The 16,240-nt window shown below is 38.6% G+C and carries 12 protein-coding genes; 2 read left to right on the top strand and 10 right to left on the bottom strand.

Going from position 1 to position 16,240, the window contains the following annotated elements; all coding sequences use genetic code 11:
• Positions 1 to 10 precede the first annotated feature (10 nt).
• From menH to menB, 5 genes are read right to left on the bottom strand one after another with little or no spacing between them, the layout of a single operon-like run.
• Entirely contained in the window at positions 11 to 835 is an 825-nt protein-coding gene (gene menH, locus IGJ66_RS06780) for a 2-succinyl-6-hydroxy-2,4-cyclohexadiene-1-carboxylate synthase (RefSeq protein ID WP_430616406.1), read from the bottom strand.
• On the bottom strand, positions 828 to 2,555 hold the full coding sequence (gene menD / locus IGJ66_RS06785; RefSeq protein ID WP_430616407.1) for a 2-succinyl-5-enolpyruvyl-6-hydroxy-3-cyclohexene-1-carboxylic-acid synthase: 1,728 nt from the start codon (positions 2,553 to 2,555) through the stop codon (positions 828 to 830). The genes menH and menD overlap by 8 nt, the downstream gene beginning before the upstream one ends.
• Positions 2,545 to 3,927 (bottom strand): isochorismate synthase, encoded by a 1,383-nt coding sequence (locus tag IGJ66_RS06790; protein WP_430616408.1) that lies wholly within the window; start codon positions 3,925 to 3,927, stop codon positions 2,545 to 2,547. The genes menD and IGJ66_RS06790 overlap by 11 nt, the downstream gene beginning before the upstream one ends.
• Positions 3,908 to 5,422 (bottom strand): o-succinylbenzoate--CoA ligase, encoded by a 1,515-nt coding sequence (gene menE / locus IGJ66_RS06795; protein WP_430616409.1) that lies wholly within the window; start codon positions 5,420 to 5,422, stop codon positions 3,908 to 3,910. Before menE ends, IGJ66_RS06790 begins: the two co-directional genes overlap by 20 nt.
• Positions 5,367 to 6,182 carry a 1,4-dihydroxy-2-naphthoyl-CoA synthase gene (gene menB / locus IGJ66_RS06800; protein ID WP_430616410.1) on the bottom strand — a complete coding sequence of 272 codons (816 nt, stop codon included), beginning with the start codon at positions 6,180 to 6,182 and terminating at the stop codon, positions 5,367 to 5,369. Before menB ends, menE begins: the two co-directional genes overlap by 56 nt.
• 118 nt (positions 6,183 to 6,300) lie before the next feature.
• Here menB and IGJ66_RS06805 point away from each other — a divergent pair, with 118 nt between their 5' ends.
• Positions 6,301 to 6,660: a PaaI family thioesterase gene (locus IGJ66_RS06805; RefSeq protein WP_067482170.1), complete on the top strand. Its 360-nt coding sequence runs from the start codon at positions 6,301 to 6,303 to the stop codon at positions 6,658 to 6,660.
• A 57-nt stretch (positions 6,661 to 6,717) separates the two neighbouring features.
• Here IGJ66_RS06805 and IGJ66_RS06810 read toward each other — a convergent pair whose 3' ends face one another.
• Both IGJ66_RS06810 and IGJ66_RS06815 read right to left on the bottom strand, forming a co-directional pair.
• Positions 6,718 to 7,959: an MFS transporter gene (locus IGJ66_RS06810; protein ID WP_067482172.1), complete on the bottom strand. Its 1,242-nt coding sequence runs from the start codon at positions 7,957 to 7,959 to the stop codon at positions 6,718 to 6,720.
• A gap of 151 nt (positions 7,960 to 8,110) precedes the next feature.
• On the bottom strand, positions 8,111 to 8,578 hold the full coding sequence (locus IGJ66_RS06815) for a MarR family transcriptional regulator (protein ID WP_067482174.1): 468 nt from the start codon (positions 8,576 to 8,578) through the stop codon (positions 8,111 to 8,113).
• 207 nt (positions 8,579 to 8,785) lie between these two features.
• Between IGJ66_RS06815 and IGJ66_RS06820 the strand changes: the two genes are divergently transcribed.
• Positions 8,786 to 9,634, top strand: a complete 849-nt coding sequence (locus IGJ66_RS06820; RefSeq protein WP_067482176.1) for a YitT family protein — start codon at positions 8,786 to 8,788, stop codon at positions 9,632 to 9,634.
• Between the two features lie 141 nt (positions 9,635 to 9,775).
• Here IGJ66_RS06820 and IGJ66_RS06825 read toward each other — a convergent pair whose 3' ends face one another.
• From IGJ66_RS06825 to IGJ66_RS06835, 3 genes are read right to left on the bottom strand one after another with little or no spacing between them, the layout of a single operon-like run.
• Positions 9,776 to 10,735, bottom strand: a complete 960-nt coding sequence (locus IGJ66_RS06825; protein ID WP_368026807.1) for a LacI family DNA-binding transcriptional regulator — start codon at positions 10,733 to 10,735, stop codon at positions 9,776 to 9,778.
• Between the two features lie 14 nt (positions 10,736 to 10,749).
• On the bottom strand, positions 10,750 to 14,061 hold the full coding sequence (locus IGJ66_RS06830) for a GH36-type glycosyl hydrolase domain-containing protein (protein WP_430617027.1): 3,312 nt from the start codon (positions 14,059 to 14,061) through the stop codon (positions 10,750 to 10,752).
• 16 nt (positions 14,062 to 14,077) lie between these two features.
• Positions 14,078 to 16,228, bottom strand: a complete 2,151-nt coding sequence (locus tag IGJ66_RS06835; protein WP_430616412.1) for a glycoside hydrolase family 3 N-terminal domain-containing protein — start codon at positions 16,226 to 16,228, stop codon at positions 14,078 to 14,080.
• Positions 16,229 to 16,240: the final 12 nt, after the last annotated feature.

Genomic DNA, 16,240 nt, shown 5'->3' on the forward strand with positions numbered 1-16,240 from the left:
AAGTTCCTCACTAACAGTGCGTTTTTCTTTTTGCTAACCATTGAGACAATTTGTTCGCAAAAGCTTGTGACTGTTCCAGATGCACACAGTGACCACTATCAGGAATAACTGCCAATGTCGAATGTGGAAGTTGCTGACACAACGTATCCCCAATAGCAAGAAATTTTGGATCTTGTTCCCCTACCACGTATAGAACTGGTTGCTTTAACTCTTCTAATTCCAACCAATAATTTTTTTGTACACCTGTCCCCATAAACCACAAACTCATTGCCAAACCAAATTTATTTTGACTCAATCGCTCATCTCGAATCTTTTTTTGTATTTCTTTCGGTAATTTTTTTTGGCTAGAAAATAACGGAAGATTTTGCCAAAAATCTACAAAATTAACGAGTGGTTCACGCCATAGCCTGAGCGCTAATCGTCGGTCAGACTCTTTTCGCTGTTTTCTTTCTTGCTCGTCTACAATTCCAGGAGTTCCAGCTTCTAAAATGACACCAAGAAGTTTACTTGGATGCTCAATCGCCCAAGCTAATGCGACTCTTGCCCCCATAGAATAGCCTAAAACATACCATTGGTTAATTCCTAATTCCTGTATCAACTGATTGAGGTCCTTCACTATTTCGGACAATTGATAACGCCACGGATGTACAAAAATACTTGATTCACCATGGCCAAGCAAATCAATGAACAGGAAATTATATATTGGATCTTGAAGCAACTGAAACGTTTGCCTCGTTCCAGTGAAACCATGCAAGCAAACAATCGTCTCCTTTGAAGGATCGTATTTTTGTTGCCAGCTATACGCATATTTTACGCCACGAATGATCTTATCCATTTATTTCACCGATTTTTTCTCGGTATTCAGCTACTACCTCTTGCCAAAACTGCACTGGTTCATCTTGATTTCCTGCAATCTCAATCAATGTCCAACGATCAGCAAACCGACTTTTCTCGATTGCAAATTCAAATTCAGCTAAGGAAGTTGGTTTGATATACTGGCCATCGTATAAATCAGCCACTTTTGCAAAATCCAATGAAAGTGGTGTCTCAAATAACGGAGTAAAATCTGTTTTATCCAATTGTTTTTGCGGTAAAAAAGAAAAGATTCCGCCACCATTATTATTGAGTAATACAATTGTAACTGGTAACTTCAATGAACGGATCATTTGCAATCCATTCATATCATGAAAAAGTGCCAAGTCCCCAATCAATAAATAAGTCCGTTGCATCGTAGCAGCTGAAATACCGGCTGCCGTTGAAACAATGCCGTCAATTCCATTGATTCCACGATTACCAAATACTGGATAAGAAGTGACGCTACTCATTGCATAACGGTCTACAAAACGAATGGCATTACTGTTTGATAAAAAAAGTTGTTCATCAGCATAAAGTAACTCACTCAATTTCAAGCTGGCACTACTTTCATTGAAAGACTGTGTCAGGGTTTCTTTTTGAAGTACGACTTGTGCTGTTTCTTCAGCTTGCTTCCATCCATTTAGCCAGCTTGAATGCTTTTGTTTTTCTATCGAATCCACAGCTAGGGCTGATTGACAAAAAACGGAAATCGTGAAAGGTAAAAAGTAATTGGTTACGTGTAATAAGTCTTGCCACTGTTCTTGCTCATCGACTAACACAAAAGTCGTCGTTTCTCTAGTTAGTTTTTGTAAATACAGCATGACATTTTTCGTAACTGGTAGCCGACCAAAACGAATTACTACTTCTGGCTGTTCCACCTTGCTACTAGAGAAAATCAACTCGGCATGCTTCAAGTAATTCTCACTTTGACTACCACAGGTTGCTAAATTAGTTAGCGGATCGCCAATAATCGGCCAGCCCAAATACTCTGCAAGCTGGATCAACAATTGTGCTTCTGTTACACTCACTTCATTTCCAACAATCAATAATCCTTTTTTTTCCAACCAATCTGAAAGCTCTGGTATTGATTGGACTGCTTCTTCAGTTTTCGTCAATTTTTCACTTTTAAAAGATTTTTCTAACTGAAAATCTAAATCTGGTAGCAATGGCTCACGAAAAGGTAAATTGGCATGAACAGGCCCCATTGGTATTTGTTGAGCAGTATATCCTAGCTGGACACCTTGCCAATAACTATAACGTTGCATTGACTCCGAGCCTTCCGGAACAGCTAACTCCACAAATTTTTTCACATGGGTCCGATAAAGCTCCTGTTGATTCATCGTTTGAGGTGCACCCACTTCACGTAGTTCTGGCGGGCGGTCTGCAGTTAAAACAACCAATGGATGATTGGTTTCTTTGGCCTCACAAATTGCTGGATAATAATTTGCTGCCGCTGTCCCAGATGTACATAACAAGGCAACTAGTTCTTTTTTTGATCCTTTAGCTAAGCCTAAGGCAAAAAAACCCGCAGAGCGCTCGTCAACGTCAACGTAACATTCAACTTCAGGATCGCGAAAAAGCAATAGTGCTAGAGGTGTAGAGCGTGAACCAGGACTAATGACTACTTTCGTTAACCCACCTTCTTTTAAGCCTTGAATAAAAGCTAACAGATAACTAGTTGTTTCTTGTTTACTCGTCATTGCCTTTCACCCCTCTAATCATTGGTTGAAATTTCAACCTTGTTTCCAATCGTTCTGCTTCTGGATCTGAATCATCAACAATTCCACAGCCAGCATATAATAAGCCTTGATTTCCGCTGAAAATACCTGAACGAATCCCCACTGCAAACTCACCGACATCTTCGGTTAAGTCAAGCCAACCAATTGGTGCGCCATAAAGTCCTCGTCCGGCGACTTCTTTTTCCGCCAGCCAACGTAAAGCCTCTGCCTTAGGCTCTCCACCTAATGCAGGCGTTGGATGCAATTCTCGAACAACATCTAGCAAACTAGTTTGCCCTTTCCTAGAACCTTTGACAGTTACAAATAAATGCTGAATGTCTCGGTTTTTTAAAAGACTCTTATCTGAAACAAGCAATTCACCTTGCGTAAAATCTTTTAGCTGCTTTTTGATTCGTTCGACTACCACTTGATGTTCATATGAGTTTTTAGCGTCTTTTAAAAGTTTCAAACTGTTTTCCTGGTCTTCTGTTTGATTTTTCCCTCGTGAAATTGAACCTGCAATGCCCGCTGTTGCAAACATCGTTCTGCTTGCTTCAACAAGTCGTTCAGGCGTTGCTCCGACGAAAGCTTGCCGTTTGTCCTCCAAGGCAAAAACATAAGTATTTGGTTGTTGTCGCAATAAATTTTCGACAATTGTTTCGATTGAAAAAGGCTTTCCCTTGAGTTCCATTTGACGTGCTAGAACAACCTTTCTGAGTTTAGCATTTGTTTTTTTGATTTCCTCCACGCTTTCATCAACCAAGGAAACAAACGCGCCAACGTTTCGTTCTTTCCTAACGACATTTGTGCATGAAGATTCGACAGGAGGGTGATCGAGTAAGTTCGCAACTTCATTTCCCAATGATTCAAAGCGTTTCTCAAGTCTTTTAAAAAACTCCGAGTCGCAAGTCTCTTTTTCTTGATGACAAGTTAGCGTGACTACGCAAAAATCCTCTCTTTGAGTAAACAAAATTTCAGGCAATACAAAGTAGCCATTTTCTAACTTCCCCCAAAATGATTCTTTCGCGCCCTCACGGTCAAACGGGAACCCACCAAATAAGATAGGTGCTTCTTTTCGTTTACTCACCATGCAAAAACTTTTAAAAAACTCCTTCTTGAATCGCTCAATCGCTTCAAATTCTGTTTCCGCATTGAAAAACTGCTTCACTGTTCCTAACCCAATATAGCTTAAGTGACGGTCTGGGGTTTGCCAAAAAAAACGCGCACCACGGTAGTCGCTAGTTTTAGCAAATAATTGACCAAATTCTTGAGACGGAAGTTCATAACTATAACTAAAGTAGGCTTTCTCAGTTGAAGACACTTTTTCTTTCCAATTACTTAAGTTGATTTTCAATATAATTCACTCTTTCTTCTGTCAGAAATAGTCGTTTCAATGGTTTGCCACTCGCCGTTTTTGGAATACACGACACACTAAAGACTTCACTAGGATGTTTAAACGTTGCTAACGGTTGTAAGACTCTGGCTAATTCATCACTGGTTAAATCAGCCATTTCTCTCACTACTAAATAGGCTACTGGTCGTTGTCCCCAGCGTTCGTCTCTGCGTCCTACCACCACGACTTCTTGGATCAACTCACTCTGGAGCAACGTAGATTCAATTTCTGCAGGATAAATGTTTTCGCCACCAGAGATAATCAATTCGCTCATCCGGCTATCCACATATAAAAAACCATCTTCATCCAGATGACCTAAATCCCCCGTTCTGAACCAGCCATCTTGTGTCCATGATTCTTCGTCGCGATAGTTTAAATAGTGACTAGCAATTGTCGGCCCTTTTAGTAAAATTTCTCCAGTAGTTTGCTGATCCTGGTTCGTTTCGATTTTCAACCTAGTTCCGGTCAACGGGACACCAGCAGAACCCAATTTTTCTGACGCTTTTTCTGGTGATAAAGCAACCACTTGTGAACAAGTTTCTGTCATTCCATAAGACTGGATTACCAATAGTTTTTTGACTACACATTCGCTTAACGTTTCCCGATCAATTGGCCCACCACCCAATAATAGTTTTGGTGCAGTAGCATACCCATTTTCCGGAACAAGCGGTAGAAGGTCTTTTAACGTTTTTGTCACAACAGAAAGACAGATTTCTTGCCCTTCCAATAGCTCTTCATGGATTCTTTCTGGAGAAAAATTCGTATGTAAACGAACACTAATACCCAACACTAATGAACGCAACAAGATTGCCAAACCACTAATATGATACAGAGGCAAACAACAAATCCAGCTCTCAGAAGCTGTCAGTTTCATGTTCATCTTGGTTGCTAAAGCGCTGGCGCGATGATTCGCAAATGTTTGTGGCACTCCTTTTGGTTTCCCTGTCGTTCCAGATGTATACATAATAGAAGCAATTTTTTCCTCATCATAACCAGAATCATGATAGTCCAGTTGATCCACTACAGGCAATTGTGTTGGACTTGGAAATTCCAGTAAAGAACTAGTTACGGAAATATGTGCATGTTCTGTAATCAGCCACTTAGTTTCAGCATCAGCTAATTGAAATGCAACCTCCTCCGATGTCAGGTGTGTGTTTAAGAACTGGACTTCAAGACCTAACTCCCACAAAGCCAAAATTGTCAAATAGCATTGCTCTGAGTTTTGGCTATAAATGGCTACTCTTTTTTCGTTTTCAGGCAATTTTTGTGCAAAATAAGTCGCGTATCTTTGGACAGATTGGTTTAATGCAGCAAAAGACCACCTTTTATTTTCAAAATAAAAAGCTGGTCTAGTTGGATGAAGCTGTGCTTGTTGCTGCAACCAACTCCTTGGATGTAGCCTATGGGAATTTAGGGAATTGATCAAAATCTGGTTCTCGTTTTTCTTTAAAGGCATCGCGCCCTTCTTGTGCTTCATCCATAGTGTAATAAAGTAACGTTGCATCACCAGCAAGTTGTTGAATGCCAGCAAGGCCATCTGTATCAGCATTCATAGCAGCTTTAATCATGCGCAATGCCAATGGACTTTTTTTCAACATTTCTTCTGCCCATTCAATTGTCACATCTTCCACATCAGCTAGTGGAACCACCGTATTAATCCAATTCATTGCTAGTGCTTCTTCAGCTGTATATTGTTTGGTCATGAACCAAACTTCTTTTGCTTTTTTATGACCTACTACCCGCGCTAAATAACCTGCGCCATAGCCGCCATCAAAACTACCAACATTAGGACCCGTCTGCCCGAATTTGGCATTATCAGCCGCAATCGTTAAATCACAAACCAACTGCAATACATTTCCTCCACCAATTGACCAGCCCTTAACCATTGCAATTACTGGCTTGGGAATCACACGAATTAAGCGTTGTAAGTCAAGAACATTTAAACGTGGAACTTGATCGTCACCAACGTAACCCCCATTCCCTCGAACTTTTTGATCACCACCAGAACAAAATGCCTGATCCCCAGCGCCAGTTAAAATAATGACACCGATATCTTGATGTTCACGACTAATTGTAAAAGCGTCCATCATTTCAAAAACTGTTTTTGGGGTAAACGCATTATGAACCTCTGGGCGATTGATTGTGATTTTCGCGATTTTTCCATATTGTTCAAATAAAATTTCACTATATTCTTTAATTGTTTGCCATGTTCTCATAATTTTCCTCCTTCAATTCATCCTTTTTATTATACACAAGAACGAAAGAAAACGGTTAAAAATCCGCGGAATTTTTAGTATTCTGTTATACTAAGAAAAAGAACGGAGTGATATTTGTATGAATTTACTGGAACATTTACAAATCAAAACGCTAGAACTTTCTCCAGAAAAAGTTGTCTTATCTTTAGACATCCACGCCATTCATTTGCAACCTTATGGCTATCTACATGGCGGAATCAATGGTGTTTTGATTGAAACAGCTTGTAGCCTTGGCGCAAATCAACATTTAGAGCAACCTCATTTTGCTGTTGGTGTGGATCTACAAGTAAATCATCTCAATAAAGCACAGACGGGTACGTTAACTGTCATTGCTGTGCCAGACAAAGTTGGACGCTCTTTACAAGTTTGGCATGCAGACATTTTTTTAAATCAACAAACAAAAATCGCAGTCGGACGCTGTACCTTAGCTGTCAAATAAAACAGGTGAAGCTTTCAAGTTATTTTTGAAGAGCTTCACCTGTTTTCAGTAAAACGATTAATGTTTAACTATTACTGTTTGAATGGTTTGATACATCACTACAATTGCACAGAAAATCAAGAAAATCCCCATAACTGCTGGCGCAGAATGTCCCAGCGAGACATATAGCTGTCCACCAATCAATGGTCCGATAACTCTTGCTAACGATTGGATTGCTTGACTTCCACCTTGCACGCGTCCTTGTTCCTGTTGTGTAACTGCTTTAGATAAGAGGCCGTTGAACGCTGGCCCAAAAATTGAATCACCAAAACCAAAGATAAACATTCCGATAATAAATAAACTTGGTTGGTGAAAAATTGTCGAACAAGCAATCAATACATAGCCAACAATTTCAGCACTCATTCCTAAGGTAACAATTTGACGATCCGTGAGCCATTTTAGTAGTCGAGGCATGATTAAGCTTTGAGAAAAAATATCTTGAATACCAATTATTGAAAAAACTAAACCGATAACTGTCGGCTGCCAGTGAAAAGAATCAATCGTAAATTGAGAAAACACTGCTTGAAATGCACCGTTTGGAATCCAAAGCAAAAAACCGGCGAACAATAAACGACTGACTTGCTTAATGGAAAGAATATTTTTTAATTGGGTAAATGGATTTAAGCGACTAACAGGAACTGCGGTCAAGCGACTTTCTTTTGCTAAACTTTCTGGCATAAAGAAGTACCCAAATAAAAAATTGAGAAACGTTACAAAAGCACCGGCAAACATTGGAATTGCATAACCAAAATTAGCAAGTAAACCACCGATCGTTGGTCCGAATACGACACCAACACCGGTAACAGCACTAATCCAGCCAAAATATTTCGTTCGTTCCTCAGCTGGAGTGATATCTGAAAAATAGGCAAAAATCGTACCAATCGTCCCTCCCGTGAACCCTTCAATTATCCGACCAAGAAATAAAATCCAAAGTGCACCACCTAAACCAAATACTAAATAGCCAATTGTTGAACCTAACAAGCAAATCAGCAACACAACTCGTCGGCCAAAGCGATCGCTTAATGCACCTAATCCAGGAGCTGCCAGAAAAACACAAACAGCATATACAGAAGTCAGTGCTGTCACTGCAAGTGCTTGATTGGCTGGATTACTGATATAAGGTTGAACTAAAAATGGAATCACAGGTGAAACAATTGTAAAACCAATGCCTGAAAGAAAAACTGAGATCAAACCAAAAAGAAAAGCCTTTTGGTCGATTTGATTACGTGATTTGATCGTATTTTGTTGATTAGAAAACATAAAAAACTCCTTTGTTATAAATATCATATTGTGTCCTAGGCAACAAAATAATATTCTTTTTTTGTGTCCTTGTCAACAATTTTTACACAAAAAAATAAAGCGAATGATTCGCTCTATTTTCAGTCAACATTTTGCTCTCTAAATTTTCTTCTCACAAACCTAATTTCTCGATTTCCTGATTTAGATGTTGGTCATACTTTGCTAAAAAAAGCCCTAATTCTTCATACTGTTGTTCCGTCACTTGGTCAAAAATCACTTGGTCTCGTTGCTGAAATTCTTGATGTGTCCGTTCGTGCACTTCAAAAACTTCTTTTCCCTTCCCAGTCAATTTGAAATAAACTTCTTTTTTATTGTCAGGTTTTTGATAACTTTCGATATAGCCTTTTTTCACTAATTTTTTAGTTATTTTACTAATTGCACTTCTTGTCATAAATAATGAACTAGCAAGCTTAGTCACATTTGAGTCCTGATTTTTCCCGATGAATTCGATACAGTGGACTTCTGATGGCTGATAGCCTTCTAATCGTTTTTCCATTGTTAATTTGTTCAGCCACGCCATTTTGCTGAAAACATTTCTTGCTTTATCCATAACGGCTGCATTTGTTTCCTTTTTGCCCATTTCTAGCCCTCCCGTAAGCTTCTTCTCACCTAGTATAGTGATTTTTCGAAGTTGATTCAACTACATCCATTGTTTTTCAAATCAAAAGAAATGTTCGCTATGCCTAAAAAAAAACACAAACCATAGTTAACATTACACAAAAATTAGGTTATAATGAACTACTTGGAAAAAAGGAATTAAAACAAAATGTGTTTAGGATGTGGATGAATGAGACAAACAAAAGATTTTATTTGGACTTACATAAAAATTCTTTTTGCTTTACTTATTTTAGGTGTAAGTATCAACTTATTTTTAGGCCCTCACCATGTAGCGGCTGGCGGTGTTAGTGGGCTAGGTATTTTATTTGAATCCGCTTTTGGAATGAATCGTGCTTTAGTTATTTTGGCTTTGAATAGTCTCATGCTAGTGCTTGCTATTCTCTTTTTAGGCAAAAAATTATTTTTAAAAGTTCTTTTTGGTAGCATCGTTTTTCCCCTTGTGATTGCCATCGTCCCTGAGACAATGGTGACCTCTGATCGCCTACTATCAGTTATTTTTGGTAGTGCCATTTTTGCCTTAGGTGTTGCGATTTTATACAACAACAACTCTTCTAGTGGTGGAACGACCATCCCTCCGTTAATCTTTAAAAAATATTTTCACTTGAATACATCCATTGGGTTGCTGTTAACTGACGCTGTGGTAGTCTCCTTAAACTTACTTATTTTCGGTTTTGAAGAATTTCTTTATGCCATTCTCTCCATTGTTATTACTTCAATTGTCATGACCTATATCGAAACTGGTCTCAATCGTAAGAAATCAATTATGATTATGAGTGAAGATTCATTAGAAGAAATCCGTATTCGTTTAACTGCGGAGATTGGTCGCGGTTTGACTTTATTAGAAGCAAAAGGCGGCTATAATCGAAAGCCTAAAGAAGTCTTACTGATTGTCACGACGGATCAGGAATTTACTCGGATCAAACCATTGATCAAAGAAATCGATCCAACTGCTTTCGTTATCGCAAATAATGTTGCTGAAGTTACAGGTAGTGGCTTCACCTATCATCCGATTGAATGATGAGCTTTTATGCTTTTTTTAAGGTTCATTCCTTATTATTAGGACATCCCAAAACTCCTAATTTTTTCATTTTCTTTTCTCAAAAAATAAGCAGAACTCATCTTTGGACACAAAGTAAGTTCTGCTTATTTTGATTTCTGTTTAGCTGAAGGAATCCCCATTGATAAACGTCGTGTAAATGTGCTCATCTTCTGTAGATTCGCCTTGGATCAATTGAATAATTTTTTCTGCTGCTAACATTCCCCAACGATGTTTAGAATATGAAATCGTTGCTAACGTTGGCGTTAAAAACTCACCAATTTCGATATGGTCAAACCCGATTATACGAACGTCTTTTCCTATTTCATACTGCGTTTCTTTGAAAAATTTATACACACCTACCGCCATTTCATCATTGAAAGCAAAAATATCAATTGGAAAATCCGGTTGGCTAGCTACGATTTCTTTGGCTGCTTGATAACCAGATGGCTCTGTAAAATCCCCCTCAATTGTGTGATAATCAATACCAAATCGTTGAAGCTCTTTTGTACTTGCAGCTAAACGTTGCTGACTATCATATGCTTTTGTTGAACCCGTAATCAGGTGAACAAATTTCGTCTGTTTTGCAACCATTTCACCTACTGCCAGTGTTGCTCCACCTTTATTATCTAACAATACTTTCCGAACATGTTCATGAGAAAGTTTACGATCCAACACAACGATTGAATGTCCCCGTTGTGCAAACTGTAAAATTTCCTGTGAATCAAATGTCCAATCTAAAATGATTGCACCGTCGACCATTCGTTCAGGAATGAATAAATGAGATTTCTCACCACTACAAACAATCATCTCAAAGTCATAAAATGCTAAGCCTTTTTTGATTCCATCTAATAATTCACCATAAAAACTGCCACCATAATCTGCTAAATAAACACCAATAATATTTGTTTGCTGTCTTTTTAATGTACGAGCAGCCATATTAGGAACGTAGTTTAATTCATCCGCAATTGCTTTGATTCTTTCTCTCGTTTCTTCCGTCACCTTTTGGCTACCATTTAAAGCGTACGAAACAGTAGAGATGGATACCCCTGCTTTTTTTGCGATATCTTTAATTCCCACCATGTTGCTCTCATCTCCTAACAATAGATATCAATTCGATTTGTTGCTTGTAACTGCGCTATAATCGCCTGGTTAGATACTTTCAAGCCACCCGTTCGATACGGATTTTTTTCATGTTCAACTGGCAACTCTTGCTGGTTCAACATCACTTTTGATTCACCTGAACCTAAATGGTAATGAATAGTGACTGGTTTTCCTAGCAATTGATAGCGAAGGCTTAATTGGTCCAGCTCAGTTGGCAATACTGGATCGAAGGTTACGCTCTGACTTGTTTCTCGAATACCTAAAACACTTGAGATCAATTGGCCTAAATAAATTCCCGGACCACTTGAATAAATGCGCCAGCCACCTTTTACTGGTACACTTCCATCTTTCAGTTTACCAAAGTTTGATTCCGCTTCATACCTTGTTTTAAAATCTCCATCAGAACTACTGAAATAGACATTTGCTTGTCGTAATTTTGCATGCTTCACTTGGTTCGTTATTCCGATAGGATTAATAATATTGAGTGCATGCCAAGTTTCTTCTGTCTTGCCTAATTTCGCCATGGCTTCTGTAAAACGAATGTGTGCATGCACATATTGTAACCCAATTTCTCTCCCAAAATTGGCAGATTGTTCTGCCCGTTTGAAGTTCGTACTTACACCACCTTGATAAGCCGCTGGGCGATTCATCAACCGAACACCATCAGGAAATTGTAAGTGTTTTTTGATAATGGCTAAATGATGTTCAGCCTGTTTTGGCGTCAGTAATTCAGCAATCATTCCTCTAGTCATTGGCAACAAACGATAATGAATGCCCGTTTTCTGATCATTTGGATGGATCATCAATTCTACTTCGTTTTGTGCGTCCATTCGGACAAAGCCTGGCAAAGTATCGGTTGTAAACATATATGTTTCATAATCCTGTTTTATTTTAGCAACTAATTCACTCAAATGCTGACTATAAGACTGATCGACCTCTCTCAGCAAAATACTTAACTTGTGCAGTACTTGATACGTCAAAGCGACTGTCCAGCTACTTGCCATTGATTTCTTTAATTGATTATCAAATGGTTGCAACGTATCATCCCAATCACCGTCACCGTAGCAAGACAAAGCTGTCCCAGGTAAAAAGTGGGATTCGATATAGGAAATTTCTTTTTTGATATGGTCTAATAGTATCTCTGCTTCATTTGTTTTCAAAAAAGTTTTACGATCAGTATAAGTTATATTTTCGTTCAGAATGCCCCAATCACTCGTTTTATCCAAGTAATCTGCAACAACCTTCATTGGCCAAACAATTACATCTCCATGGCTTTCATCCGCTTTTTGTGTTTCGTAACGATCAAACATAAACCATTGCGGCCAGTTTCCATCATCAGAGAATTGGTTAGCATAAACTTTTTTGATAATGGACGCAACAACTTCCGGTCGATTCACAGCAAAGAAAAATTCAGTTGGTCCTTGCGAAACATCTCTGGTTCCCCAGGCAGCTCCGCCATATTGTTCTAACCCATGTGGAGATAAATAATGAACTAACATATTATGGGTGTACCAGCGTGCAATCAAATTCATTTGCTCAACTGTTTGTGTTTCATGCACTAATTCAAAGTTGTTTAATAACTCATTGATATATTCTGTATACTGTTGATCTTGTTCAGCAAGAGTTGTTGCTTTAGCTGCCTTAAATTCACCTGTTAGGCTTCCTTCAATTTTGACTGTTACTTCTGCTTGATTTTCAATTAGGAAAATAGTTAGTTTCTGGTCATTATTAGGACTAGCAAAAAACAGTGATTCGTCTGTTAGCTGAAACGGTTGATCCAAGGTGAAACGATAAGCTAGATTAGGATACGTTTGCTGTGTATCTGACTGTTTACTCCCTGTTACCGTCACCACTTGCTTGTTTTGCTCTAACTGATAAGTTGGTTGTGCTTCATCGGCACCCATCACTAGCTGGTTGGTAATCGCGAATGTATAGTTTTTCCCTTTCTGGCTGTGGATCTCTGTTCGGATTTCACGGCCGTCAACCACCGTATAAGTCGTAATGGTCAACAAATCGTCCTCTAATTTATAGTACCATTTAGCCGAATTCAGTCCCATCTCAAATAAAGAAGGCATTGTTAAAATCCGCCAATTTTCGCCCTGTTTCAAATAGATTCTTTGACCAGATTCCTTGATAACATTTAAAGCATTTCGACTATTACTCATCAATTTATTCATTGTCGTATTGCCTAAGACCACTTGGGAATTAAAAATTCCGGGCATATAAACAGTTGTACTTAATAAGGGACGGTCAACATCTAGCTCAGTTCCGCTTAATAAGATATGTCCATGCGTTCGCTCCATTGCTCGCTCTTTTGCTTTGGTAACGACATGATGATAATTGGTTGTAAAAAAGGAAAGTAACTGCTGATTTTCTTGTTCAACTTGTTCTTTCACAGGAAAGTACTTCAAAATTTCTGCTTTAGTCATCGTTTCACCAACAATTGGCTCGCCCAAATGTTTCGTTACTTGTTTTCCTTCAGTCCCCATAAACGAATGATCAAACGTTAATGAATGATATGAGGCTACAACTTCTGCTTTTGAAAAAGCTGGCTTTGTCACAGCCGTTGCTTGATTTGCCAGTGTCCCACCATAAAAAATAATTATTTGTTTCTCTTGTGTAACTGTTATTTTTTCTGACTGCAACGCAACATAAGCAAATTCATATTGATAAACTTCATTTGCTAAAAATGGCTGGTTCAATGCTTCTGGCTGATTTGTTTCTTTATAACTCTGGCCAAAAAATTGATACCCATCTGTTGAAAAAGCAACAGCATTTGTTAAACTTCCTACTTCTACTAAAGGATAATTTTCCCCTTGAATTTGATTTTGGCGCGAAGAAATCACAAGTTTATCATCGACTTGGGTAATATGGTGATCCAAGTATTGTGACATATACGCCTCGTTTGAACGAACTGCTCCTGGTAACGCATTGCCTAAATCTTGTCCATAAATCACATCTGCTTGCTGTCCCGTTCCTTGCAAATTGACTTGCCAAAACCACAAGCCAGTGTTTGCTAATTGAAAGTCCACTTGATAACTAACTCCTGCAAATTGTCCTTTCCACACCAATTGATTCTCTTTTTGGAAAAACTGACTATGCGCATTCGACCCAATCATTGGCGCAAATAAAATAGTTTCTTCTTGATAAACTCTTAAATAAAGTTGAGTCAAACTACCATCTAAATAATTTCCCATTAGTTGGTTGATCATCATCCCATGACTTTCGATTTCTGCTAAATCACCTGTTGGCAGAAAAGAAAAATGGCTATTTTTTTCTGTCAAATCAATCATTTTTTGTGTCATCATCTAATCTTCCTATCTATTTTTTTAAGTTGAAACGCACCGACGAAAATTCTCGGCTGTTTGGACCAATCATTGCTTCAAACTCACCTGCGTCACTGCTCATTTCTTGGTTACTGTGTACATATCGCAAAAGCGACTCATCAATCGAAAAAGCCACTGTTTTCTCTTCAAAAGGTGCCAAGTGAACTTTCTGGAATCCTTTTAGTTCTTTGACTGGTCGAACAACTTCACCGACTAAATCATGAATATAGAGCTGAACCGTTTCTTCACCCGCAAAAACTGATTGATTTTTGATCGTAACAGAAACAGTTATCTCCGTTGCTGGTGTCAATTCATCACTGGTTAAAGAAATTGCTGAGTAACGAAAATCGCTATAGCTGAGGCCAAAACCAAACGGATATTTTGCATAATTTGAAACATCTAGATATTTTGAAACATATTTTTCATCAGGTGTCGTCTCAAACGGACGACCAGTATTATCACAATTATAATAAATCGGTACTTGACCAACTGTTTCAGGAAAGGATATACTTAATCGTCCACTTGGATTATATTTACCCCAAAGAATTTCTGCTAATGCTCTCCCACCTTCTGTCCCAGGAAACCATGCTTCAATGATTCCTTTTGCTTCATCAATTCCCTGTAAGTCTAATGGACGACCATTATACAAAGTAACAACAACTTGATCATTTATTTCCAAAACTTGTTGGAAAAATGCTAATTGCGCACCTGGTAAGCGAATATCACTGCGACTTGCTGCTTCTCCACTCATTTCTTCTAATTCACCTAATGCAATAACAACTTTATCTGCTTGTTCTGCTAACAATAAGGCTTCTTGAATCGCCTCAGTCGTTGGTTCTAAATAATCAAATACTTCGTTTCCAACTAACAATTTCTTGCTTAAACTAGCGGCACCTTCAACTAACGAAATTGCCTCTTCTGATTTCCCTTGCCAAGACCACGCACCTAAAATTTTCTTAGAAGCAGCAGCTGGGCCAATAATCGCGATGGTTTCTTCTTTTTTAAAAGGTAAGATATCATCATTTTTCAATAATACCATTGATTTTTTAGCAATCTCACACGCGACTTCTCGATGTTTATTGGATAGAACAATCTCTTTTTCTTTCACTGGATCTGCCCCACGGAATGGTTGTTCAAACAAGCCTAAATCATTTTTCAATTCTAAAATTCGAACGACAGCTTCATCTAATAATTCGACAGAGATTTGTCCTTCTTTAATCAACTCACTTAAATAATTGCTGTAGCAAGTCGTCATCATTTCAATATCTACTCCAGCTAGCAACGCTTGTTTAGCCGCTTCTTTTTCATCTTTGGCAACGCCGTGTGGAATCAGTTCTTTTACTGCACCCCAGTCAGAAATCACAACTCCTTGAAAATTAAGTTCTTTCCTGAGAACTTCTCTAAATAACCACTTATTCCCTGTTGCTGGAATACCATCTATGGTGTTAAAAGAAGTCATTACTAATTTAGCACCTGCTTCTAGTGCAGCCTGATACCCGGGAAGATAGCTTTCTCTCAACTGGCGTTCTGACATGTTCACCGTGTTATAATCACGACCAGCAATCGCTGCTCCATAAGCTGCAAAATGTTTGACACAAGCAGCCACTCTGAAGAAATCTTCTTTTAAATTTTCTCCTTGATATCCCTTCACAAAGCGCTCAGCAAACCGACTATTTAGAAAGGAATCTTCACCCGTTGATTCCATTACTCTGCCCCAGCGCGGATCTCGAACGAGGTCAACCATTGGTGAAAAAGTCACATGTAAGCCAGATACAGCGGCTTCTTTCGCTGAAATCTCTGCCATTTTTTCAGCAGCATCCAGATCCCATGAACTCCCTAACCCTAATGGAATCGGAAAAATCGTACGAAACCCGTGGATGATATCTGCCATCAAAATAGTAGGAATACCCAAACGGTTTTTTTCTAAATATTTTTTTTGGATTCGAATGGCTTCTTCTGCACCTGAAACCCCTAACGTTGTCCCTGCATTTGCAATGGTTGCTTCAGTTAAGCCTAAATCAGCCATTGGACCTGTTCGTTCTTCTGCGTTTTCCGAATAAAATTCTGCTGCTAATTGTAACAGCTGATCGATTTTTTCTTCTAGCGTCATTTTTTCAAGTAAATTCAGAATTTCTTGTTGTTTCATGCGTAAGCTCCT

The organism is Enterococcus sp. DIV0176 (assembly GCF_050528535.1).
Taxonomy (GTDB): Bacteria; Bacillota; Bacilli; order Lactobacillales; family Enterococcaceae; genus Enterococcus_B; species Enterococcus_B thailandicus.